The following is a 24,498-nucleotide window of genomic DNA, read 5'->3' on the forward strand; positions in this document are numbered from 1 at the left end:
TGTTCTTTTTTTTTCTTCTTTTGTTTTGTCTTTTTTCTCCCCCCCCCCCCCCCCCCCCCCCCCCCCCCCCCCCCCCCCCCCCCCCCCCCCCCCCCCCCCCCCCCCCCCAAGGCCGGTGACAAAACGACGTCGGGCGGGCGCCGCCGGGGGGAGCCCGGAAGAATTGCTGGACATGGAAACACTCCGTGAATTCGGGGAAGTCGGAGCTCCGCCTGGAGGGCGGAACATTCCGGCATCTGCCGCGTCGGCATCGATGGATAGCGCGTCGTCAGGCAGGCAGAAGCGGGCGCCGGACAACGGCACCCGGACTCAACGGATCGGAGGTCGGTATCGGTCGTGAAGCGCGGGGGCCGGATGGTCGGCCAGGGCCGGCCGGGCTGCCAGGACGTGCGGCGCCATTCGCCATTCCTGCACCGGTACCGTCAGCGTCGCCAGCAACCCTGCCGGGCAGGCGACATCGCATGCCGTACCTTCGCAGCAGTCCGCCGCGGCGGAATGGTCTCCAAGCGGTGCCTCGGTCGCAGCAGTTGCCGGTGCCGAATGCTCCGCGCAGGTCGTGTGCTCGTCCGGAGTGGACGCTGAATCCGGCGTCGTCGAAGCGACCGTGGTCGCATGTTGCACCTGCATCTGTGTCGCCGCCACCGCGAGTCCCGATCCATTGAGGATCAGGGCGATGCAGAGCAGGACACGCAGTAGTAGGTGCTGGAGCGACATGGTCGGTTACTTTAACCAGAACACGCTGGCGTTGCTGGGTATTTCATGAACCGCAGGTCGACGGCGGTCTGGGAGGATCGCAGAACACTCAGCGAAGCCGCCGGTGAATGGGTATTCACTGCACCAGGCCGTGTATCAGGCGGGCAGCGACCCGGGCCGTGGCATTGTCCCGGTCCAGTGGCGGGCACAGTTCCGCGATATCGCAGACCTTCACCCGGCCCGTTCCCACAATGGCGGCGATGAACGGTTCCAGCACCTCCATGGCCACGCCCCGGGCGTTGGAAGCGCTGACGCCGGGCGCCACCGCGTGCGGGAGGACATCGAGGCATAGAGTCAGATAGATCGAGTCGGCCGGTTGTAGCCACTGCAGGAGTTGTTCGACCTGCGCGGCGGAGTTGGCCGCTGTCATGTCCTGATCCATCAGGAACCGTGTGCCGGTCTCCCGTGCGGTGTGGAACAGGCGACGTGTGTTGGCGGCGTTGCTGACCCCGAGGCAGAAGTAATCCAGCGCGATGCCATGCTTTTCGGCGTGCTGGATGGCTTGGCGGAACGGGGTTCCGGAGGTGGCGATCGGGCTGTCGCGCAAGTCTAAGTGCGCATCCAGGTTGACGATGGCGATGCGACCGGGATCGCGGCTGTTCGCCAATCCCAGATAGCTGGCGAAAGCGATCTCGTGCCCACCGCCCATGCCGACCGGGAAGTGGCCATCCGCGAGCAGTTCAGTCATGCGGTCGGCGTAGCGCTGTTGCGCGCTTTCGAGATCGCCGTCGGTGCAGGCGATGTCGCCTGCGTCATACAGAGGGCGCGAGTGGGTGACAGGCAGGTTGGTCAGGGCCTGTCGCAACGCCGATGGGCCTTGTGCCGCGCCGGTCCGGCCGTTGTTCCTGCGCACGCCTTCGTCGCTGGCAAATCCCAGCAGAGCGACGCCCGGGGCGGCGTGGCGTTCCATTGGACGCACGACCTGGTGCCAGCGGAAGGTCTCGGGGTCCGCTTCGTCATCGATTCGACCGTGCCAGCTTTCCATCAGTTCATAAGTCCATCAGCCCAGCTCGTCCGGAAACTCGGTGCGTACCAGCTCAGCGAGCTGGCCGCTGGCAATCAGCGTGTCCGCCGCCGCGATCTCGGGGGCGAAGTAGCGGTCCTCGTCATACCGGGGGACGACCGTGCGTATCAGGTCGAACGCCTGTTCTAGCCGGACAGAGGAGCGCAGCGGGCGCACAAAATCGATTCCCTGGCATGCCGCCAGCAGTTCGATGGCGACGATGCGGCGCACGTTGATCGCCACATCGCCCGCCTTGCGGGCCGCGAACGTGGCCATGCTGACGTGGTCTTCCTGATTGGCCGATGTCGGGATCGAGTCGATGCTGGCAGGGTGCGCCAGGGTCTTGTTTTCACTGGCCAGTGCTGCCGCGGTCACATGGGCAATCATGAAGCCGGAGTTGATGCCCGGGTTTTCGACCAGAAATGCCGGCAGGCCCGACAGGTGGGCGTCAACCAGAAGTGCGATGCGGCGCTCTGAAAGCGCGCCGATCTCGGAAGTCGCGATGGCGATCTGATCGGCCGCAAAGGCGACCGGCTCGGCGTGGAAATTTCCGCCGGACAGGACTTCGCCGGTGTCCGGAAACAGCAGCGGATTGTCGGAAACCGCATTGGCCTCGATCAACAAGGTGTTCGCCGATTGCTTCAACAGATCCCAGCACGCGCCCATCACCTGCGGCTGGCAGCGCAGGCTGTAAGGATCCTGCACGCGGGAGTCACCGGTTCGATGGGACTCACGGATGGCGCTGTCATGGAGCAGGTCGCGGTACAGGCGGGCGACGTGGATCTGACCGGGCTGGCCGCGCAACGCGTGGATGCGCTCATCGAATGGCGTGTCCGAGCCGCGGGCGGCATCGACCGTCAAGGCGCCGGCCAGGACCGCGGCGGCGAACGCCTGTTCCGCCTGGAACAGGGCGACCAACGCGATGGCGGTGGACACCTGGGTGCCGTTGAGAAGCGCCAGGCCCTCTTTGGCGCCCAGCCGGATCGGTGTCAAACCGGCGCGGCGCAAACCCTCATCGGCGGGCACGACTTCGCCGTCGATGCGGACCGATCCCTCGCCCATCAGGGCCAGGGTCAGATGGGCCAGCGGGGCCAGATCCCCGGAGGCGCCGACCGAGCCCTGGGCCGGGATGCATGGCCAGACCTGCGCGTTGTACAGCCCAACCATGCTTTCCAGCAGTTCCCAGCGCACCCCGGAATGCCCGCGCGCCAGCGAGGCGATTTTCAGCGCGAGGATCAGGCGGACGGTGTCGTCGTCAAGCAAGCGCCCGACGCCGACGGCATGCGAGCGCACGAGGTTGGTCTGCAGTTGTTCCAGTTGGTCGGGCGGAATGTGGATGCTGGCAAGCAGGCCAAATCCGGTATTGATCCCGTAGGCCGGCGCGCCGGCGGCGACGATGGCCGCGACCGTGCGGGCCGCCTCGTCGACCCGGCTCTTTGCCGTCGGCGGAAGGGAAACCGAAGCAAACTGCAGGGCGATGGAACGCAACTGGGACAGCGGAATCTGTCCGGGGGTCAGCATGGGCATGCGTCGGTCATCCCGTTATCGATGGCAGGTTGAGGTGGTTGTCCCGGGCGCACGTCAGTGCTTCGTCGTAGCCGGCATCGGCATGGCGCATGACGCCGGTGGCGGGGTCGTTCCACAACACACGGGCCAGCCGCTTGTCGGCCTCCTCGGTTCCGTCGCAGACAATCACCACGCCGGAGTGCTGGGAAAAGCCCATGCCGACGCCGCCGCCGTGGTGCAGGCTCACCCACGTCGCGCCGCCCGACACCGCCAGCATCGCGTTGAGCAGCGGCCAGTCGGACACCGCGTCGGAGCCATCGCGCATCGCTTCGGTTTCCCGGTTCGGACTGGCCACCGAGCCGCAGTCGAGATGGTCGCGGCCGATCACCACGGGCGCTCTCAACTCCCCGGTGCGGACCATCTCGTTGAATGCCAGCGCGGCGAGATGGCGCTGTCCCAGGCCGAGCCAGCAGATGCGTGCCGGCAGGCCCTGGAACGCGATGCGCTCGCGCGCCTGGTCGAGCCAGTGATGCAGGTGGGCGTCGTCGGGGAACAACTCCTTGACCTTGGCATCCGTGCGATAGATGTCTTCCGGATCGCCCGACAAGGCCACCCAGCGGAAGGGTCCCTTGCCTTGGCAGAACAACGGCCGGATGCAGGCCGGCACGAAGCCGGGGAAGTCGAACGCGTCCGCGACGCCTTGTTCCAGGGCGACCTGGCGGATGTTGTTGCCGTAGTCGATCGTCGGCACACCCATACGGTGGAAATCGAGCATCGCGCGCACGTGTTCGGCGCACGAAGCGGCGGCGGCCGACTGCAAGGCCTTGTGCGCGGAAGCATCGGTGCGCGCGGCCTGCCACTGCGCCGTCGACCAGCCGGAGGGAAGGTATCCGTTGATCAGGTCGTGCGACGAGGTCTGGTCGGTGACCGCCGCCGGTGTGGCTCGGCCTTGCCGGGCCAGTTCGACAAAGCGGGGCAGCAGTTCCGCTGCGTTGCCGAGCAGGCCCACCGACACCGGCGACGTGGCGTTTTCGACGATCTGCAGGGCCTCCTCGATGGAATGGGCCTTCCGGTCCAGGTATCGGGTGCGCATCCGGAAATCGATCCGCGACTCCTCGCACTCGATCACGATGCTGCTTGCGCCGGCCAGGGTCGCGGCCAGTGGTTGCGCACCGCCCATTCCGCCCAGGCCCGCGGTGAGGATCCACTTGCCCGACCAGTCTCCCTCGTAGTGCTGACGTCCGAGTTCGACAAACGTCTCGTAGGTTCCCTGCACGATTCCCTGGGAGCCGATGTAGATCCACGAGCCGGCCGTCATCTGGCCGTACATCATCAGCCCCTTGCGATCCAGCTCATTGAAGTGGTCCCAGGTCGCCCAATGCGGGACCAGGTTGGAGTTGGCCAGCAGGACCCGTGGCGCGTCGGAATGGGTCCGGAATACGCCTACCGGTTTCCCCGACTGGATCAGCAGGGTCTCGTCGGACTCCAGCGCCTGCAGGGATGACAGGATGCGGTCGAAGCTGGGCCAGTCGCGCGCGGCCTTGCCGATGCCGCCGTAGACCACCAGCTCGTCGGGACGCTCGGCGACTTCGGGGTCCAGGTTGTTCTGCAGCATCCGGTAGGCCGCTTCGGTCAGCCATGACTTGCAGGACAACGTGGTGCCCCGGGGGCTGCGCACAGTGCGCGGGCCCGGGACCGCCGGGCTGAGGCCAGTATCCATCGATGACTCCATTACGAATGGGGCGCGTTGCCCACATGGAAAGTGCCAACGAAACGATAGTTGGCAGCGGGATGCGTAAGACGTACGAAACTGGCCACTCGTCCGCGCGACCAGGTCCGCCGGCTCAAGGTCAGCAGCGGATCGCCCGCGTCGATCTGCAGCAACTTGGCGGTGCCCTTGTTGGCCAGCTCGGCTTCGATCGTGTGTTCGGTTCGCTCGAGCGGTGCCGTACGAGTCAGGTATTCATGCGGAGTCTCAATGGTGAAATCAACCTCCAGGTACTCAGGCGCGCTGGAGGGATTGACGAAGCGATCCTCAAGTTGGAGGGGCTTTCCGTCCGCGAGGTGAAGCAATCGCGAGTGGAACAGTTCAGCGCCCGCCGGCAGGGAAAACTCGCGTGCTAATGGAGCACGCGCCGCGATGGCTTCGCGCACCAGGACGCTGACCACATGCAGCTGTCCCCGCGCGCGGATCTCGTCGCGGATCGACCGCACCTCGAACATCGGCGACTCGACTTTCGGGACGGCGACAAATGTTCCGACTCCCTGCACCCGGATGACCACATCGGAATCGCTGAGTTCGCGGATCGCGCGATTCACGGTCATCCGCGAAACGCCGAACCGGAGCACCAAGTCATTTTCGCTCGGGATTCGACTGTGCGGCGGCCAGACGCCGCTCGTTATCTGACCGAGGATGTACTGCTTCAGCTTCGCGTACTCGGGCTGTGGCTTTTCCATGAACTCAGCATGGCATGTCTATACATCTTGTGGAAGGCCCGCCAGAACCATTCGCAGAGGTCTGGAAACTTCATGGGGGAGCTAGGTTGACACTCTCTCTTTGGTCGTGGTACTTGGTGGTATAGACAACTGAAGGACCGCCGTAATTCATGCGCAATCTTCCGCTACTGCTCCGTTGCCTGATCGTCTTGGCGTTCTGCCTCGACGGCAGTGCAATGGCGTGGCAAAAGACTGCGATGGCGGTCGGTGCTGTCCATCATGTTCATGCCGACGCCCATGTCGCCAATGACGGGCATGGAAGCGCAGATCACGGGCCGGACGCGGTTGCCGCTTCGGACTGTGAAGACACCACCACGACAACTCCTTCCGAAGCTGCGCACGAGGACTGCGATTGCAGTGATGGCGGGTGCGCGTGCGCGTGCGGCTTCGTTACCCTGGCGTTGGCCAGACGCATTCCGCTTGCCGATACCCTCTGGATCGGCTTCGTGCCGATCTCTGGCGATCTGACAACGGTCGGCAAAGGTACATCCTCCTCGCTCTTTCGACCTCCCATCGGTTGATCTTGTCCGGCTGCCTGCGTGGTGGCCTCTTTAGTTGCGGGCGCTGGCTGTCAAGGCCGGCCCGAACATTTGCCGACAAGTTCTGAAAATTACCGTTTGGGAGTTCACCATGTTCTGTAAACGCAATCATCTCGCGCTGGCGATCGGCGCGTTGCTGTCGGTCGGTGTCGTCACCACAGCCTCCGCGCAGTCCACGGGCGAGGGCCAGTCATCATCGGCGACCACGCTGGACACCGTGAAGGTCACTGGTAGTCACATCAAGCGTGCGGCGATTTCGGGCGTCGGGCCCGTAACCGTGATTGATGCCGAAACCATTGAGCGCTCAGGCGCCATTTCCGTCGAAACCCTGTTGCAGCGTTTGCCTGCATCGGCCGGATTTGCCGGCAGCCAGACCAACGCGTACTGGGCCGGCAACGGCTACGGGACGACGCAGGTCAACCTGCGCGGCCTGGGCATCAACCGCACGCTGGTCCTGTTGAACGGCCGCCGGATCGTTAACGGTGGCACCGGTGCGAACAGCTCGGTGGATCTCAACATCATCCCGGTGGCACTGATCGAGCGTATCGAGGTACTGAAAGACGGTGCGTCCGCCATTTACGGTGCTGACGCCGTGGCCGGTGTGGTGAATATCATCACCAAGCAGAACTTCGAGGGGGTCGAAGCATCCGTCAGCTATGGCCAAACGTTCCAGCAGGACGGCGAAGGAGGTGCCGTGGATGTGGCGTGGGGTGTGAACTCGGATCGAGGCTCGTTGATGGCCGCCATCAACTACTCCGAAAGTGGCACGGTCAACATGGCCGACCGGGCCCCGTGCGGCTTGGGCGAAGTCAACGGGAAGCTCGAATGCGTGGGCAGCTCGAGCACCATCGGTGGTCGTGCGCTGTTGCCCGATGGCACGCGCATCAACTTCAACCAGGACCCCAACGGTGACGGTGACTTCTACGAGGCCTATTCACCGGAGAAGCACAACCAGAACTCCTATCCGGCGCTCAATGCCGTCAATCCGATCAAGCGCCTGAGCTTCAGCGCATTCGGCGACTACGCACTTACGGACAATGTCCGGGGCTTTGCCGAACTGATGTACACCAACCGCCAGTCAGATCAGTTGGCGACGCCCGGCACCCTCGGGATCTACCGCGACATCAATATCGCCGCAGATCATCCGACCAACCCCACTGGACAGGACATCCTGTTGCAGCGGCGCAGCCTGAAAGAAGGCGGCAACCGCGAGTTCTATCAGGACGTGAACACGTTTCGCACGGTACTCGGCGTGGAGGGTGGAATCGGGACCTACTGGGACTGGTCGATGGCGATCAATTGGGGCCGCAACACGGGCGACGACGGTTCCACCGGCGTCGCCAACCTGGATCGCTTCGACAACACCATGGACACGTCCTTGTGCAGCAATGCACCGGGTGCAGCCGTCCCGTGCGGTGATTACCTGGGGTACGGCGATGTCTCCCAAGAGGTGCTCGATTACATTCTGTACACCTCGCGCGACGTAGGTGGAAACGAGCAGAAGAGCTTCACCGCGAACGTGAGCGGCCAGCTGTTCGAGCTGCCTGCCGGTTGGGTGGGCATGGCGACTGGCGTGGAAGTCCGCCGCGAAAGCGGGTGGCGCGACCCGGATCCGCTGACCGTGCTTGGCATGGCCAACACCAACCGGCAGGATCCGATCGCTGGCGAATACACCGCGAAAGAGGCATTCGTGGAGATCGCGATTCCGCTCCTCCAGGACAAGTTCCTCGCGCAGTCGGTGACGCTGAATACGGCGTTTCGCTACTCTGATTACGACATCTTCGGGGCAGACACCAACTACAAGGTCGGTCTGGACTGGCAGCTCGTGCCGTCGCTGAAAATGCGCGCGAACTATTCAACGGCGTTTCGAATTCCCAATGTGCCCGAGCTGTTTGGCGGCGTTTCGGAAGGCGGCTTGACCACCACCGATCCATGCAGCGGCTGGACCAGCCTGCCTTCCTCCTCGGTGGTTTATCAGAACTGCCAAGCATCGGGCGTGCCAGTGGGCTATACGCAGTTGGGCAAGGCGATCCAGACCACGGTTGGCGGCAATCCCAATCTGGAGCCGGAGGATGCGGAAACGTTGACCGTTGGTGCGGTCTGGATGCCCACATTCGTGGACGACCTCACCCTTACGCTGGACTACTTCAACATCAAGATTGACAACGCGATCCAGGGAATTCCCGGATCCACCAAATTGGCAGTTTGTTACAACACGCCCGGTCTTTCCCATCAGTTTTGCAGCGCGTCCAACTTCACCCGCAATTCGCTCACCGGCGAGATCAACTACCTGTCTGCCCAGCCGGTGAACGCGGCCAGTGAGCGCGTCTCAGGCATCGATCTGGGCGCCCTTTACCAGTTCGACCTGGCGGGTATGCGGGCGAGCTTAAGCCTGGATACGTCCTACCTGAAAAACTACGACGTCCGTCCGTTCCCCTCCGCAGAAGAGATCCAGTACGCCGGCAAGATTACCGGGGGCCGCGGTAGCTATACCCAGTGGCGCTCGTTCGGATCGCTGACTCTGGAGCAGGGGCCGTGGTCGGGTTCCTACAGCATCCAGTACATCGGTTCGGCGGACGACATCAACGCGTCGAAGGGCGATATCGGAGACCACGTGTCGAGCTTGAGCTACCACAACGCCCAGGCAAAGTATTCGTTCAACAAGTCCGCCGACATCGTTTTTGGTATCGACAATCTCTGGGACAAGAAGGCTCCATTCATCCAGAGCTACACCGACGCGAACACCGACACGATGACCTACGATTTGCTGGGACGTCGCTGGAACGCAAAGCTCACCTACCGCTGGTGACCGGCTCAACCCTCTCCGGCAACCAAGCCGGAGAGGGTGACGTTCCCTTCTTCGCGGCATCCGTCAGGAATCAACTATGAAACCCGCATTCTGGGCCCGTCGGGCCCACAAGTGGATCGCCTTGGTCATCGGCGTGCAGGCGCTGCTGTGGTCGATAGGCGGGCTGTACATGACCGCCATGTCGATCGACTTCATCCATGGCGACCACCTCAATCACGTGGCGGCCCAGCCGCTCCCGAAACAGAGCAGCCTGATCGATCCCGCCGTCATTGCCGCGCGGTACCCGGCGATGAACGGCTTTCGCCTCAAGCGACTTCTGGGCGATCCGGTCTATGAAGTCCACCATGCCGGCGGCGTGGATCTAGTCGATGCAGGCACTGGCCGGTTGCTCGGTCCGATCGACGAGGAGAAAGTCCGGCAACTGGCGTTGTCGACCTATCAGGGCGATGGATCGCTGGAGTCGTTGCAACTGCTCGACAACGCGCCGCAGGAAGTCGGTAGCCAACCGGTGCCGATGTGGCAGGCGAAGTTCGGAGACAGCGGCAACACCGCTTTGTATTTCTCGCCGCAGACCGGAAACCTGCTTGCTACCCGGCACACCTATTGGCGGGTGTTCGACTTTCTCTGGATGCTCCACATCATGGACTATGAGGAGCGCGCGAACGTCAACAATACGTTTCTGCGGATTGCCGCAACCGTGGGTCTTTTGTTCATGCTCAGCGGAGTGTGGTTGTTGTTCTACAGTTTTCGCAGGAGGTCGGCGGCATGACTCCCTGGATCCAGAAACTGCATAAGTGGGTTGGCCTGATCATCGGTCTGCAATTCGTGATCTGGACGGCAAGCGGGCTGGTCATGAGCCTGCTGGACACCGCGACCGTGAACAACCTGCACCATTTGGCACCCGCGGCCCAGTCGCGACCGTGGCCGGAAGCGGCGATCTCGCCAGCCATCATTGTTGACCGGGAAAGTCGCCCGGTCCGGATGGTAGAGACCCACTGGCTGGCCGCGGAGCCGGTCTATCGCCTGAGCGACGGCACCAGCAGCTGGCTTGCAGATATCCGGGACGGAAGCCCGGTGCCCGTGACGACGGCGGATGTCGCCGCCATTGCCGCCCGGGATTACGTGGGGGATGGACACGCCGCGTTGCCGGAACTCATGCCGGAAGTCACCTGGGAGGTGCGTGGTCACACCGGGCCCATCTGGCGCGTCGGGTTCTCCGATGACGATGCGACCACGTTGTATGTCTCAGGGCAGGACGGACGCATCCTGGAGCGGCGGAACGACACATGGCGATTGTTTGATTTCGTCATGATGCTGCACTTCATGGACTACACGAGGCAGCAGGATTTCAACAATCCGCTGATCGTGATGGCCGGCGCGGGCGGACTGTGGCTTGCGCTGTCCGGCATTTGGCTGTTCATCGCCAGCTTCCGTCTTGGCGAGTTCATTCCGGCTCGTTGGCGGCCACGGCGCGAATTGACGGTGTACGGCGCCGATGGGAGCAAGTTGCGATCCGTGGAGTCGCACTCGGGCGACACGGTCTACCTCGCGCTGGGACGCAACGGACTTCAGCTGCCCTCCAACTGTGGGGGAGGCCAGAGTTGCGGACTGTGCATGGTGCGTGTGCGTGGCCATGCACCACCTCCGACCAGTGCCGATCGAATGCATATTGATGAGAGCCGTCTCAGGTCTGGCTATCGGCTGGCCTGCAACCTGCCGGTGAAGTCGGACGGCCAGATCGAGGTGGCCGGAGGCGCCGCGCTATGGACCGAACGCGTCGCCAAGGTGGTCAGCGTCACGGCAGTGACTCCCTTCCTGCGTGAGTTCGTGCTGGCGCCGGAGGTGCCGCTGGGGCCGGAGTTCCAGCCTGGCGCGTATCTGCAGGTCCATGTTCCCGGTTACCGCCTGCAACGGAACAACCTGGATCATCCGGAGCATCATCGTCAGGACTGGTCCGGTCTGAACCTGCCCGAAAATCTGGTCTGCAAGGAACCGGTTCGCCGCTCCTATTCGCTGTCTCTTCCAATGGAAAAGACGGCCGGGAATGTGACCCTGCTTGCGCGGTTCAGCCCCGGACGACAGGACAAGAGGCGACAGCCCGCCGGCAAGGGATCGACCTATCTCTACTCACTGAAGCCAGGCGACCATGTCTGCTTCAGCGGTCCATTCGGCGACTTCGCGATAAAGTCCGGCGCCAAGGAGAAGGTATTCATTGGCGGCGGGGCCGGGATGGCGCCTCTGCGGGCGATGGTGCACTCGCTGCTTGAATCCGGTGCTGAGGAGCGCATCCACTTCTGGTACGGCGCGCGCAACATGCGGGAGGCGCCGTATGTCGAGGAGATGGAAACACTGGCCAGGAAGCATGCGAATTTCACATGGCACTTGGTGCTGTCCGAAGCCGCAGAGCATGGCGCGGGCTTGATCAGGGGATTGGTGCACGAAGCCACCGATGAAGGGCTGTTGCAAAAGCATCCCGATCTGAAGTCCTGCGAGTTCTACCTTTGCGGGCCCCCGGCGATGCTTGCTGCCACCCGAAGCCTGCTGACCCGTTTGGGCATTGCTGAGGAGCAGGTCGCCTATGACGATTTCAAGATATAGGGAGCGCAACCCAGTCTCCCATCCATAGGTTTGACGAAGTGAATAGCGTGTTCTTCTGAATCTATCTATTCAGGCCATCTCAGCCCTGCTGGAGGAAGAACCGCACCATCTCCGCCGAGGCATCCGGCCCGGCGGGATCGGTATAGCTGCCCTGCGGGCTGCCGCCACTCCATGCATGGTCGGCGTCGTGGATGCGCCAGTACTCGACCTGTGGATGCCCGGCGGGATCGCTGAGTACCTCGCGGGTGTAGGAACGCCCATTGGGCACTTCCGCTTTCTCGGTGGTCGCGGTCAGTGGCTCGATGGCGGATGCGGTCGCGTCGCTTACGATCAGCTCGGCGTTGCTCGGGGCCACGGTATGGTCGGCGTCGCCCTGGAACACGATCGTCGGTACCGGTCGGTGTGCATCGCGTTGCACGGCTGAGCCGCTGCGCGAACCACGGGCACCGGACTTCATCGCAGACAGTGCAGACACCAGGCCATCGGCGGCGCCGAACGCCAGGCCGGAATGCACGCCAACCGCGGCGAAGACGTCGGGATAGCACTCGCCCAGGATCACCGCCATGGCGCCGCCCGCAGACAGCCCGGCGATGAAGATACGCTCGGGATCGACGCGATGGTCCGAGGCGACCTGTTCGGTGATGCCGGCAATCAGCGATGGTTCGCCGTGACCGTATTTCTGGTTCTCGGGCTGGAACCAGTTCCAGCACCGGTTCATGTTCGCCCTCGCTGACTGCTCGGGGTAGGCGACCAGGAAGCCATGCACCTCGGCGAGCCGGTTCATCTGTGTGCCTGCCGCAAAATCATCGGGCGACTGGGTGCAGCCATGCAGCATCACCACCAGCGGCACCGGTGGACCATTGGCAGCGAGGTGACCACTGGGGATGTACAACTTGTAGTCAAGGGTGCCGGCGTCGTTGGTGAACGAGTGGCTGGTGAATGTCCCTGCCAGCTCGGGGGTGACCGATGCGCGGGCGGCGGGCGGCTCGACGCTGCCGGCGCGGGAAGCCTGGGCAGCGTGCCCGGCGACGAAAGCCGCACGCGCATTGCCCTTGAAACGGGCAAGCAGCTTCCTGGCGAAGTTCATCTGGTTTCTTCCGATCACCAGATCTTCACCCGGTCCCGCGGCGCCAGGTACAGCGCCTGGCCTGGTTCGACCTCGAACGCCGGGTACCACGCATCCAGGTTGCGCACGGTCTGGGTGCGGAAGCGGCCCGGGGCGTGGACGTCGGTGAGGATGGCGTTGCGCAGCGCCGGCTCGCGGTACTTGCCGCGCCAGGCCTGCGCGAAGCCGAGGAAGAAGCGCTGGTCGGGACTGAAGCCTTCCAGCATCTGCGGCGGCTTGCCATCCAGTGCCAGGTGGTAAGCGTCGTAGGCGGTGGCCAGGCCGGCGACATCGGCGATGTTCTCGCCCAGGGTCAGCTTGCCATTGACCGACAGATCGTCGAACGCCTGGTACTGGCTGAACTGTTTCGCCAGTGCCTGCCCGGCGGCGTCGAAGCGAGCCAGGTCGTCCGGCGTCCACCAGTTGTGCAGCTTGCCGTCCTTGTCGAACAGCGCACCGAGGTTGTCGAAACTGTGGCTGATCTCATGGCCGATGACCGCGCCGATTGCGCCGTAGTTGACCGCGTCGTCGGCATTGGGATCAAAGAACGGCGGCTGCAGGATCGCGGCCGGGAAGATCAGGCGGTTTTCCAGCGGCACGTTCAGCGCATTGACCGTCTGCGGCAGCATGTACCACTCGTCGTGACTGACCGGTTGGCCGAGTTTGGCCAGGTTGCGTCGATACTCGAACCGGGCCGCGCGTCGTGCGTTGCCCAGCGCGTCGTCGGGCTTCACTTCCAGGGCGCTGTAGTCGCGCCAGGTGTCCGGGTAGCCGACCGCGACAGTGAGGCCGGCGACCTTGGCGCGGGCTTCCGCCTTGGTCTGCGGGCTCATCCACTCCAGCGCGTCGATGCGCTTGCCGAACGCGGCGATGATGTTGGCCACCATTGCTTCGGCGCGGGTCTTGGTCGCGGCGCTGACATGGCGTTCGACATACTGCTTGCCGACCGCCTCGCCGAGCGCGTTGTTGGTGGCGCTGACGCCGCGCTTCCAGCGCTCGCGTTGCTCCGGCGTGCCGTTGAGGGCCTTGCCATGGAACGCAAACTGCGCGTCGCCGAAGGCCTTGGGCAGGTAAGCGGCATTTCGGTCGAGCGCATGGAACGCGAGGTAGTCCTTCCAGGTTTCCAGTGACTGCGAGGCCACCAGCGCCGAGATGCCGGCAACGGCGTCCGGCTGCCAGACGATGAAGTCGGCTTGTTCGCCCAGGTCGGCGGCCAGGAGGAACGCCTCCCAGTTCAGACCTGGCGCCTTGGCAGCGAAGTCGGCAGCGGTCCAGGCATTGGCGCCGGCCTCGACGTCGTTGGTCTGCTCCTGGGTGGCGTGCACGCGGGCGATCGCGGTCTCCAGCGCGACAATTCGTTCAGCCTTGGCCGCGGCCTCATCGATCCCGGCGAGCTCCAGCATCTTGGCGACGTGGGCCTGGTACGCCTTGCGCAGCTCGACCATGCGGCCATCGCCCAGGTAGAAGCTGCGGTCGGGCATGCCCAGTCCGCCCTGTACCAGGTAGGGCGCGTTGCGATCGGGCTGGTGGATATCCTGCGAGACCCACAGGCCGAACAGCCGGTCGGTGTAGTAATCGGTGGCGTTGAGCAGGTCGACATCGGCGCGCAGCTGGCTGCCCAGTTCGGTCGCAAGCGCGGGCTTGTCGCTGATCGCGGCGATCGCGTCCAACCGGGGCTGGATTGCCGAGACGCCATTGGCCTCGATCCCGGCCTGGTCCATGAACGCGGTGTAGGTGTCGCCGATCTTGCGGGTTTCGCCCGTGGCCGCGGTGTCGGCGGCGGCGTCCTCGATGATCTTGCGGACGTTCTTCTCGTTGTCGATCAGGATGCGGGTGAAGCTGTTGAAGCTGGAACGGTCGGCCGGGATTTCGGTGGTGTCGACCCAGGTCCCGTTGGCGAACTCGAAGAAGTCGTCGCCCGGCGCGACCTCGCGATCCATGCCGGCGATATCAAAGCCGAAGCTACCCAACACCGGGGCCTTGGCATCGGTCTGGGCGGCTGCCCCGGCACCCGCGGTATCCGTGTCGGCAGCGTCTGCCGTGGCGTCGGTTGCCGGTTGCTCGACCGAGCAGCCGGGCAGGCCGAGGGCAAGCAGTGCGGACAGGGCCAACGAGAGCAACGTGGGAGTGGGCTGGTGGGACATGGCAGGCAAACCGGCTGGGGGATTCCTGCCAGCCTAGGGTCGACGAGGGCTGGACGCAAAGAGCACAAGCCATTGCGCCGACCGTCGGCTGCGGCCACGGGCTATCGCTGGGGCGGCGAACGCCTGAATTAAGCCGCGCCGCGAAGCGGCGTCGGCTTGAATGATTTGTTGGACGACATCTATTTCCAGATCGGAATTTCCAAATAGCTGTTGTTATGCCAAGCCACTATGAGAGGTTCGCCTGCGTCGGCAACCGATTCGTCACTGACGTCGCGACCGGTTCCATAGTTGATTTGATGATATTGGTTCAGGTTGACATCCAGCACGACCAGCAACCTGCTGCCCTTCTGAAGTTGCCGGCTTACCAGCAAGGATCGCTTGATGGGGATCGATTCCGTTCGGTCTGGCGTGAGCAACCTGCGAACGCTCATGTCGTTGGCGAAGCTCGCTCGCCCGAGGTAATAGGAAAGCTGGAACAGGGTTCCATCAGGCATGACTTCATACAACACGGCGCCGAAGTCGAAATCCCGCTTGTTGATGGTGACTTTCAGCGTGCCGCTGAACATCCCATTCACCGAGACCGGCTCGTCGAAAGGTTCGCTGATGAAGGACAGTCCGCTGGAGCCGGCTTCCTTGCCCTTGATGGGGTCGGGGTAATAGTCGTTGCGTGAGGTAGTGCGATCCGCGAGATCCACCACCTGCTTCACGGAGGCGGGCTTCCCAGGCTTCTCCTTCGCGAGGCGGTAGCGTTTCCCGCCAGTGGGATCAGCGCTCAGGTACAGCTTCAGCGTCTCGTTGCTCATGGCGGCCAGCGACGGCGCGTGGCGCCAGACATTCGCGCCCATCACCTCGTAGTTGATCCGGTCTTCGAGCAACGCCGGCCGTTCTCCATCCCGAAGCACATGGTCCAGCCACTGGAAGGTGAGTTCCTGGGTATCGAACTGCGCGACGGGATCCAGGGTGTATCCACGGAGCTCGCGGGGCTTTCGCCTCGACTGCGCGCCGGAATGGTCGTACGGGCCGACCACGAGGTAGTGCTCGGCATCCTTGTTGTACTTGTAGTGCTCGGTCAGGTAATGCAAAGCGGAAATCTGGCCATCGTCGTAGTAGCCGGTGATCGACAGCACGGGGATGTCGATGCGGGCGTAGTCCTGCCTGTAGGGAACCTTGGCCTGCCAGTACGCGTCGTACGCCGGGTGGTCCAGCCAGCGTTGCAGGAGTGGATTCGGGCTGCCGTCGACCTTGTCGATCTCCCGGTACGAGCGACCGCTCGTGTACCAGTTGCTATTCAGCGCGTCCCACCTATCCGGATCACGGTACGTGGCGTCGTCCAGCGACTTGTTGTTGCTGACGTAGAAGCCCCAGCCGTAGTTGGCGTTGAGGAACACGTTGTTCCACATCGGCAACCCGAGTCCGGGAATGGCGGCGGCGTAGGCCACGATCGTCTTCAGCGCCGGATGGAGCCGCTTGGTGGCCGCCCACGCCGTGTAACCCGAATAACTGCCACCGAACATGCCGACCTCGCCGTTGCTCCACGGCTGCCGGCTGATCCAGTCGATCACGGCGTAGGTGTCGTCCACCTCATGTTCGTAGGGCTCGATCCTGTCCGGACTCAGGCGCTTGCCCCGGGTGTCGGCGACGACACCGACATATCCGTGGGCAGCCGCTGTCTCGGCCATCTGCCGGTTACCAGTCTCGTCCGTATAGATGGTGAAGAGAAGCGCCGTCGGCAGCGGGCCATGAGCGCTTCGCGGCCTCACGACAACGGCCGAAAGCGTCGCACCGTCGGGCGTGCGAATAAGGATATCGTCGGCGACCTCATACCGTCGCTCCTTCTCGGCGGCGATGAGCGCAGGCAGATAGGGCTGCGTCTGGGCATACATCTGTTGCGCGAGATAGGCCCGAACCAGCTGTATGGCATCCGCTTGCCCGATATCTTCAGGACCTGCCCGGTTCAGCGCATCGCCCAGGTTCCGGTCGTAGACGAAGCCAGGAGTTTCGAGCCAGTAGGTAACGTCCGAAGCTTCAAGGTCATTCAGTCCTGCGTAGGCGTGCCGGAACGCATCGCCATAGGCCTCATCGAAGTCTCGGCCGCCGGCTGACGCCCTCGTCTTGGCAGTGGCATAGATATCGAGGACGACCAGCGCTGGATCAGCGTTCACCGTGAGTGCCGAGGGATCCCGCAGTGCAGCGAGCGTAGTCAGGGCGGCAGCAGAGTCTGCGGAGACCAACTGAAAGCGCAGCAGGTTGTCCAGGTAACGCTGGCGGTCACTCTCTGCGTACCAGGCGATGACCTGCCTGGCGAGTTCCGGCATGGCCACGGCAAGCCGTTCTTCGTCATCGGCCGCCGCCGCCGGGAACGGAAATGCATCGGCAACCGGCGCGGACTTCCCGACAGTCATTGGGACCGCAGGTGCAGCGAGGGGCGCTCTCCACGAGCAGCCAGCCAGGGCGAGAACAAGACCCATCATCACAAGCTTTCGAATCACCGGTTTCTCCCCATCTGCTATCTGTTGCCGTCTAAACCCCCTGAGTTAAGCCGACCCGCGCAGTGGAGTGGATCAGGTGGCAAGCTTTCTCTGCCGCTAAGCCCTAAATGAGTTGACCCGAGCCCAGCCGATTACTTTAGGTAAATTGATTCACTCAACCACATTCATAAGAAATTCCTTCACCTTGCCCACAAATACGTTCGGTTTTTGAATCGTAATAAAATGGCCGGCGCCGACTATATTCGCGTATTGGAGGTTCTGAAAGCTTTCCCCGTATTGATCCGCGATGGACTCACTGAGAAACTCGCATTCCCCCCGCAGAAGCAGGACAGGCAATGGATTCTGCTGAAGCCTCGCTCGCGGGTCATTGGCATTCGTTTGGAAGTCCCGATAGGTGTAGTTGTGGGCGAACAAGCCAAAACCATTGACTGAAAACGCCACCCGTTTCCCTTTGCATAATCCGCGCTTTAGCTCAAAACGGTTTATGTCATAATCCATTACCGCATCCCATTCGGCATCGGAGGATAGTTCGTTAAACAGCGTAGGGTTTCGCAGACGAATTTCACGCATCAGAAGGAAGCGCGGGCCAATGGCGAGCTGCTGAGCTTCTTTAGCTTTCCTATCTGATTCTGACCTCTCATGGCCAGTAGTTTCATCTTTTGTCAGAGGGACGATCTCGCCTGGCGCATTGAAAATCGCTGCCGACACGCGGCTTGGGTTTCTTGCAATATAGTGTGTCGCTAAAGTTGCTCCCCAAGATGATCCTATCAAGATCACTTGCTGGGCTCCGATTTTGTTCTGAATAGCAGACAAATCTTCGAGGTGGCGTTCCAGTGTATAGTCACGCGGGTCTTCCAGGCGCGCTGAAAGTCCACTGCCAATCTGATCATACAGATACACTTCGTAACCAGCATCAGCCAAGGCTTGTGGCACTTTATGAAGGGAATTCATGCCCACCGCGTAGGCCCCGGGCCCACCATGCAACCAGATTACGATCGCGTTATTTTCTTGGCTGGAATCAAAATGGAGATAGGCGATGCGTGATCCCGTTGAAAGCTCCCAATAATCGGCCGGGCTGTCCGTCATTCTCGTCGGCGGCTCGACCCCTAGCAGTTCATGCGCGGGCCGGAACAGCCATTGCCAACCACCAGCCAGCAGTAAAGCCACAACCGCACCGGCTGAAATCATCGTCGTGAACTTCTTTTGTTTCAGGAGTTTCCCAAATAGGTATGCCCCCGCGAACACCACAAAGATGACCGTCATCAACGGGAACAGATAAAACAGCGGCAAGTCCACTATTGGTGCTGTCATTGGCATCGCAAACCAGCCTGCGACTGCGGCAACAACTGCGGTTACGAGAAGCGTTAACGAAAACAGAATAAAAAACCCAATTCGTTTCATCAATTGAACCCCGATACTAGGTTCCAAGTAAACAGTTAACACTAACATTACGAAGATGGGTTTCCACCCTCTGTGATGTACGCCTCCGCATCTTCAACGTGGAGGGAAATACCTGCGACGTACCTTTAAGTGCTCTATGAAGGGCGTAATGAAGTTCGCGGGATCCGATCATTGGCGCCTAACGCCTGAGTTAAGCCGAGCTGCGTAGTGGAAGCAAAATGTGGCACGCTGTTTGTGCCGCGTTTTACTGGAACGAAGCGGTTTGGGCTTGAACGAATTGTTAGGCAGCAGCTCGCTACCTAAATGGTTGGATCATATATGTTGAGCAGAACGAGTGCGGCAAGCCCGAGCAGGTTGGCTAGCATGTGCCCGGCCACGCACCAACGCAAACTGCCAGTGCGCTGATACGCAAATCCCCAGATCAGCCCAACGAGCAAGAGTGCTCCAACTGCCTCGGGCTTGCGAAGTGGGAGCGAGTAGATTCCCCAGACGAGCGGGTGACTCGCAGCGAACCATACCGATGAATACAGCACGCTAGCGAGTTTGCCCCACGAAGCCGTGGAGTCAATGAGCAGACCACGCCAGTATGACTCCTCGAACCACGGATTGACTAAAGCGAATACAAGCCATGCGGCAATTAGCTGGGTGTTATCCAGTAGTGTCCAGTTGCCTAGAAAGCCATGCAAGGAGAGCAAGCCAGCCAACAGTGCGAGGATTGACCAAAACCGTGAGCCAGAAGCGCGCTGAAATCTCTGCCGCGGCCGTGAGGCTGGGTACTTGTGCAGCAGAAAGGCAATGACCAGCCAGAAGCCAAGCATGGTTGGGACCCATGCCCATACACCGACGTAGCGCCCCGCTATGAGCTGGATGGAAGCACAGATAGCGACAAGTGCGAGTGGTGAAAAAGCAAAGAGCAGCCTGCGTCGTGCATCAGTTTGCGACATGCTTTCCCCTGCTGCCTAACGCCTGTTTACACGCCCGGGTTGACGTTGCCGGGGCGTCGGCGCGCGGGCGGCACCACCACGGTGGTCGCCTTGTTGGCCACGATATAAGGCTGCACGTCGTCGACTTGGCGCAGCTTTCCAATGGCGCGCTGGGCGAACTTCCGGGTGGTGATACGCACGTGGCAGTTCTGGAACGGCGCGTCCGCGTCCTTGCCCTTGGAGCAGTAGACGACGCGACCGTCACGGTCCCAGCCCAGTACCAATCGCTGCTGCTGGTGGCTGGTCTGGTAGATCCAGCCGGCCTGGATATCACTTTCCGACATGGCCATTGAGTTGCCCTGGGTTGGTGGCGGCGCGACGGCGACGCGGCCGTGAATGATGACAGGACAGCCTGGGTGGTGGGTTGTATCCAGCTACGAAGCCGAGCTGATCGCCAATCTCGCCGAGTCGCGTCGGATCGTCATCGGGTGAGTCTGTCCTTGCGGCTCCCGCTTGATCACGGCACCGCAGCGATTATCACGATCTCGATTTTCAGGTTCGGCCTGGCGAGCCTGGCTTGCACCGTGGCACGCGCCGGCGTAGCGCCTTGCGGTACCCACTTTTCCCAGGCTTCGTTCATGGCATCGAAATCGGCCATGTCGGCCAGGAAGATGTCCGCACGCAGGATGTGCGCTTTGTCGGTCGCAGCCTGCTGCAACAGATCATCGATGGCATGCAGCACCTGCCCGGTCTGACCGGCGATGTCGGCGCTGGCGTCCTTGGGCACCTGCCCGGAGAGGTAGGCCACGCCGTTGTGGATGATTATTTTGGACATGCGGGGACCGGTATCGAAACGCTGGATCATGGAGTGCTTTCCTGTGGGGGTATCGAGCCATTGTTACCGGATTGAGGCGTGCTCGCTACACGCGTCAATACGGATAAGGGATGCGCGACAGTGCGCGGTTGGCGCGATACATCGATGCCAGCAGGTGGCGGTCGCCTGCGTCGAACAGGCTGAACCCGCGCAGTCGCCTGGAGGCGTCCGGTTGCAATCCACGCGGGATGCCGATGTCGACGGCGCGCGGCTCGCCATGGCTGAACATGAGTACCTCGGATTGCGCATCCGGGTCATTGACGTCGACGGCGACAACCCGCCCGCCGTACGGGTACGTCACCTTTTCGACCAGAGTGTGGCCAACGACAATCCGTTCGGCGCCGTAGTGCGTGAGCACCTGATCCACCTCTGCCTGTGTCGCGGCCGGGTACTTGTCCTTGGATGCGCGGAAATAACCCCGATACTGGGTTACGCCTCCGAGGCCCATTACCGCGTCCAGTGCAGCGGAATGGTTTGCGGCAGCCGAGCCGGCGGTGCGCCAGTAATCGCGCATCGCGTGGTTCAGTGCATCGACCGAAAGGCCGGAATTCACCACCTCCGGCGAAATACCTGCGTGGGTGAACAACACGGGGCCGAGCTTCAGAACTACCGGTTGGCTGCGCAACCATTCGCCAATCACGTTGTCATCGGCAAACGCCTGTGCATAGCCGCCAAGCTGTTGCAGGGCGTAGCGGTACTCCGGGTGGGCCCGTGAGGTATTGCCACGCAGCAGGTATTGCTCGTGGTTGCCAAGTAGCACATGCACCGCGCCGCCTGCCGCATGCGCTTGCGCCGCAAGCCCGTGCAGGCGCCACAGGACCGCGAAGACCTCGCGCCCGCGATCCACCGAATCGCCGAGTATCACCAGGTGACCGGCGCCGAAGCCCCACTCGCCGGATGCATCGACCACGCCGAGCTTGCGCAGCGCAGCCTCAAGGAACTCGTTGTTGCCCTCGATATCGCTAAGCACCACCAGCTCGCCTGGCATCGGCGCGACGGCGTCCGCTACGGGAGCGGTAACCAGCGGGAAAATGTGCGTCTTACCCCCGCATGCGACCTGCAATGCGTCCTCGTGGCCTTTCGCGAGCTGTATCGCGTTCTCGCAGAACCAGGTCGCCGACCAAGCTCCATCAATGCCGCGGCGTACCACCGGGCCGGCCAGAAAGCCCGGGATGGCGACTTTCTCTCCAGTACCCGAGTACACGCGTACACCAATGGCGCCGCGTACGACAGGCACCAGCAATCGGGTGTGAGCACCACCGGCAGTCATCTCGACCCGCGCACATGACAGTGCCACGAATGCCGCTGCCATAAAGACTGCCGCAAGACCCAGCAGCGTCCAGCTGGTGCGCTTCAGTATCGTCCGCTTCGATGTCCCCGTCATCCGGAAGTCTCCCCTCAAGTTGGTGCATATTCCTTCTGCACTTGGGCCCGCGCCGCTGAAGAGCGGCAGGCCAGTGGTGATCCTTCGTCGGTCTTTGACGAGAAGGAGAATGACCTGTCAGACAGAGAATACTGAAGCCTTGCTCGCTGTGGAAATGACTGCCTAACTGACATGCAGTCCGGCAGGTTGGGTGTGAGCACCGCGAACCAAAAACATGCGATGCCCGTCGGATCATCAGCCAAGCACCTTGATTGTCGGCGCTGGCGACGCCATGACTGGGACATCACAGTCACGGAGTCCGACATGAAAACCGTCCTTGTCACCGGCGCCAATCGCGGCATCGGTCTTGCGTTCGCCCGTCATTACACCGCTCGCGGCGATCGCGTGATTGCGGCATGCCGCCAGGCCAGCGATGCGTTGCAGGCGACCGGTGCGCAGGTCGAGGCCGGGGTCGATGTGACCGATGATGCGGCCCTCGCCGCATTGGTGGAGCGACTGGGCGACACGCGCATCGACGTGCTGGTGCTCAACGCCGGCATCATGACCCGCGAGGTACTGGGCGACATCGACGCGGCCGGATGGGAAGACATGCGCCGCCAGTTCGAGGTCAATGCGATGGGGCCGTTGCGGGTAGCGCAGGCGTTGCTGGGCCATCTGGGCGAAGGCGCGAAGATCGGCATCATGACCAGCCGCATGGGCTCGGTGGCCGACAACGGCTCGGGCGGTCGCTACGGCTATCGCGCGTCCAAGTCGGCGGTCAACGCGATCGGCAAATCCCTGGCCGTGGACCTTGCGCCGCGCGGCATCGCCGTGTTCCTGCTGCATCCGGGCTTCGTCGCCACCGAGATGGTGGGCGGCAGTGGTGAGGTCAGCCCGGAGCATGCGGCCGGGCAGCTGGTCGAACGGCTGGATACGCTCGGTCTGGAGCAGACCGGCACGTTCTGGCACGCCAACGGCAGTGAACTGCCCTGGTGATGGGTTTGCCGCGTCTACCAGCTGTCTTCCAGCATTCGTGGCTTGCACGCCAGATAGCCGCCTGCGGCCAGCAGCAGCAGGCTTGCGCTCAGAAACGCGAATGGCCACAGCCAGCCACCGGACCAACCGCGTAGCAGGCCGAACAGGAAAGGGCCGGCGCAGCTCAACGCGTAGCCTACGCCCTGGGTGAAGCCCGACAACGCGGCCGAGCCGGCCGGAGTGCGAGTGCGCAGGTTGATCAGGGTCAACGCGAGCGGGAACGTGCTGGGGCCCAGCCCCAGCAGTGCAACCCACAGCAGGGTCAAGGTCATCGGCGCCAGCAGCAGCCCGAGGAATGCGGACAGATGCAACAGGCAGCACAGGATCACGATCGGGAACGGATTTTTCACCCGCACCGCGACGACCGGCATCAGGAAGCCGCTGACCAGCCCGAACGCGGAGTACAGCCCGACCATCGTGCCGCCCAGTAACGGACTGCCGCCGGCATCCACCAGCACGGCCGGTAGCCAGGTGAATATCGAATAGCTGTTGAGTGACGTCATGCCGAACATCAATGCCATTCCCCATGCCACCGGTGACCGCCAGACACGGCCGGACACCGGGGGAGCGGCGAGTTCCGGCGCCGCATCGTCCGCCGTGACGGCGCGGTCGTGGAGCAATGCCAGCGCCTGTGCGTTGGTGGAACGGCCGTGACGCTCCTGGTACAGGGTTATCGCCCAGGGTAAAGCCGCGGCAACCGCCACCAGTGACCACGCGCCCAGCGACACGCGCCAACCCAGCGCATTGGCGACCGGTACCGCGGCCAGCGCAGGCAGGATGGTGCCCATCTGCAACATCGTGATGTACATCGCGCTGACGCCGCCGACGCGATCAGCGAAGTAGCGCTTGACCAGCGGCGGCAACACCACGTTGCCGATGCCCATGCCCGACAGTGCGAGCGCCGATGTCAGCAGCAATTGACCGGTCCCGCCGACAAAACCACGCGCCAGCAAACCGACCGCGGCAAGCAGCATCGCCAGCAAGGCGGTGCGCTCCAGACCCAGACGGTGGGCGATGGCCGGGGTGGCGACGCCGAACACCGCAAACGCCGCGGTGGGCACGATGCCGAACACCCCGGTCATGGTCGGGCCGAAATCCAGCGTCTGGCCCAGGCTGTCCAGCAGCGGGGTCAGTGAGGTGACGGCAGTGCGCAAGTTCAGCGCCGACAGCGCGATGCCGAGCAGGATCAGGCCACGACCGCGCCATAGCGGCAGGCGAACGTCAGGTGCGTGCTCGCGCGGGGCGTGTTCGCGCGGGGTAGGGGGAGTCATGGGCGCCTGCAAGGGCGAGGGCGGCCGTGCCGTCGAGTCCGCCATTATAGGAGCGCCCGCCGGCAGTGATTGTGCGGAGTGTGCCGAGCGGGAACGGAACCTTTACCATCGGTTGTCGACCACGACCCTTACGAGCGGTGCGTGCCACGCTCCTCCGCGATCCGATGATCGCCTTGTTACCAGGACCCA

At 62.8% G+C, this 24,498-nt stretch carries 19 protein-coding genes; 5 read left to right on the forward strand and 14 right to left on the reverse strand.

Annotated elements, in window-relative coordinates; all coding sequences use genetic code 11:
- Positions 1-309: 309 nt before the first annotated feature.
- The 5 genes from ACW7G0_RS10415 to hutC all read right to left on the reverse strand — a co-directional run bounded on the left by ACW7G0_RS10415 (position 310) and on the right by hutC (position 5,719).
- Positions 310-714 carry a CopL family metal-binding regulatory protein gene (locus tag ACW7G0_RS10415; protein ID WP_456989559.1) on the reverse strand — a complete coding sequence of 135 codons (405 nt, stop codon included), beginning with the start codon at positions 712-714 and terminating at the stop codon, positions 310-312.
- 115 nt (positions 715-829) lie between these two features.
- Positions 830-1,738, reverse strand: a complete 909-nt coding sequence (gene hutG / locus ACW7G0_RS10420; protein ID WP_456989560.1) for a formimidoylglutamase — start codon at positions 1,736-1,738, stop codon at positions 830-832.
- Positions 1,739-1,753: 15 nt separating this feature from the next.
- A complete protein-coding gene (hutH, locus tag ACW7G0_RS10425; protein WP_456989561.1) occupies positions 1,754-3,283 on the reverse strand; it encodes a histidine ammonia-lyase in 1,530 nt (509 codons plus the stop codon).
- 7 nt (positions 3,284-3,290) lie between these two features.
- Complete coding sequence (hutU, locus tag ACW7G0_RS10430) at positions 3,291-4,982, reverse strand: urocanate hydratase (protein ID WP_456989562.1); 1,692 nt, start codon at positions 4,980-4,982, stop codon at positions 3,291-3,293.
- An 11-nt stretch (positions 4,983-4,993) separates the two neighbouring features.
- Positions 4,994-5,719: a histidine utilization repressor gene (gene hutC / locus ACW7G0_RS10435; protein WP_456989563.1), complete on the reverse strand. Its 726-nt coding sequence runs from the start codon at positions 5,717-5,719 to the stop codon at positions 4,994-4,996.
- 149 nt (positions 5,720-5,868) lie between these two features.
- On the opposite strand from hutC, the gene ACW7G0_RS10440 reads away from it, so the two are divergent.
- From ACW7G0_RS10440 to ACW7G0_RS10455, 4 genes are all read left to right on the forward strand, one after another.
- Complete coding sequence (locus ACW7G0_RS10440) at positions 5,869-6,279, forward strand: CopL family metal-binding regulatory protein (RefSeq protein ID WP_456989564.1); 411 nt, start codon at positions 5,869-5,871, stop codon at positions 6,277-6,279.
- A gap of 34 nt (positions 6,280-6,313) precedes the next feature.
- Positions 6,314-9,106 carry a TonB-dependent receptor gene (locus ACW7G0_RS10445; RefSeq protein ID WP_456989565.1) on the forward strand — a complete coding sequence of 931 codons (2,793 nt, stop codon included), beginning with the start codon at positions 6,314-6,316 and terminating at the stop codon, positions 9,104-9,106.
- A gap of 76 nt (positions 9,107-9,182) precedes the next feature.
- The gene (locus ACW7G0_RS10450) at positions 9,183-9,875 is read left to right on the forward strand and encodes a PepSY domain-containing protein (protein WP_456989566.1); all 693 of its coding nucleotides are present in this window, start codon (positions 9,183-9,185) and stop codon (positions 9,873-9,875) included.
- Positions 9,872-11,704 carry a 2Fe-2S iron-sulfur cluster-binding protein gene (locus ACW7G0_RS10455; RefSeq protein ID WP_456989567.1) on the forward strand — a complete coding sequence of 611 codons (1,833 nt, stop codon included), beginning with the start codon at positions 9,872-9,874 and terminating at the stop codon, positions 11,702-11,704. Before ACW7G0_RS10450 ends, ACW7G0_RS10455 begins: the two co-directional genes overlap by 4 nt.
- Before the next feature lie 79 nt (positions 11,705-11,783).
- Here ACW7G0_RS10455 and ACW7G0_RS10460 read toward each other — a convergent pair whose 3' ends face one another.
- The 8 genes from ACW7G0_RS10460 to ACW7G0_RS10495 all read right to left on the reverse strand — a co-directional run bounded on the left by ACW7G0_RS10460 (position 11,784) and on the right by ACW7G0_RS10495 (position 22,024).
- A complete protein-coding gene (locus ACW7G0_RS10460; protein WP_456989568.1) occupies positions 11,784-12,791 on the reverse strand; it encodes an extracellular catalytic domain type 1 short-chain-length polyhydroxyalkanoate depolymerase in 1,008 nt (335 codons plus the stop codon).
- Positions 12,792-12,805: 14 nt separating this feature from the next.
- Positions 12,806-14,953: a M13 family metallopeptidase gene (locus ACW7G0_RS10465; protein WP_456989569.1), complete on the reverse strand. Its 2,148-nt coding sequence runs from the start codon at positions 14,951-14,953 to the stop codon at positions 12,806-12,808.
- Positions 14,954-15,132: 179 nt separating this feature from the next.
- Positions 15,133-17,355 carry a CocE/NonD family hydrolase gene (locus ACW7G0_RS10470; RefSeq protein WP_456989570.1) on the reverse strand — a complete coding sequence of 741 codons (2,223 nt, stop codon included), beginning with the start codon at positions 17,353-17,355 and terminating at the stop codon, positions 15,133-15,135.
- A 237-nt stretch (positions 17,356-17,592) separates the two neighbouring features.
- Complete coding sequence (locus ACW7G0_RS10475) at positions 17,593-18,843, reverse strand: alpha/beta hydrolase (RefSeq protein WP_456989571.1); 1,251 nt, start codon at positions 18,841-18,843, stop codon at positions 17,593-17,595.
- Between the two features lie 299 nt (positions 18,844-19,142).
- Positions 19,143-19,787, reverse strand: a complete 645-nt coding sequence (locus ACW7G0_RS10480) for a CPBP family intramembrane glutamic endopeptidase (protein WP_456989572.1) — start codon at positions 19,785-19,787, stop codon at positions 19,143-19,145.
- A gap of 26 nt (positions 19,788-19,813) precedes the next feature.
- On the reverse strand, positions 19,814-20,116 hold the full coding sequence (locus tag ACW7G0_RS10485) for a hypothetical protein (protein ID WP_456989573.1): 303 nt from the start codon (positions 20,114-20,116) through the stop codon (positions 19,814-19,816).
- Positions 20,117-20,283: 167 nt separating this feature from the next.
- Positions 20,284-20,631: a RidA family protein gene (locus ACW7G0_RS10490; RefSeq protein WP_456989574.1), complete on the reverse strand. Its 348-nt coding sequence runs from the start codon at positions 20,629-20,631 to the stop codon at positions 20,284-20,286.
- 64 nt (positions 20,632-20,695) lie between these two features.
- Positions 20,696-22,024, reverse strand: a complete 1,329-nt coding sequence (locus ACW7G0_RS10495; protein ID WP_456989575.1) for a metallophosphoesterase — start codon at positions 22,022-22,024, stop codon at positions 20,696-20,698.
- A gap of 303 nt (positions 22,025-22,327) precedes the next feature.
- Between ACW7G0_RS10495 and ACW7G0_RS10500 the strand changes: the two genes are divergently transcribed.
- A complete protein-coding gene (locus tag ACW7G0_RS10500; RefSeq protein ID WP_456989576.1) occupies positions 22,328-22,999 on the forward strand; it encodes an SDR family oxidoreductase in 672 nt (223 codons plus the stop codon).
- A 14-nt stretch (positions 23,000-23,013) separates the two neighbouring features.
- Here the strand turns inward: ACW7G0_RS10500 and ACW7G0_RS10505 are convergent, their stop codons facing one another.
- The gene (locus ACW7G0_RS10505) at positions 23,014-24,309 is read right to left on the reverse strand and encodes an MFS transporter (protein ID WP_456989577.1); all 1,296 of its coding nucleotides are present in this window, start codon (positions 24,307-24,309) and stop codon (positions 23,014-23,016) included.
- Positions 24,310-24,498: the final 189 nt, after the last annotated feature.

The sequence above is a fragment of the Lysobacter sp. A286 genome (genome assembly GCF_054052105.1).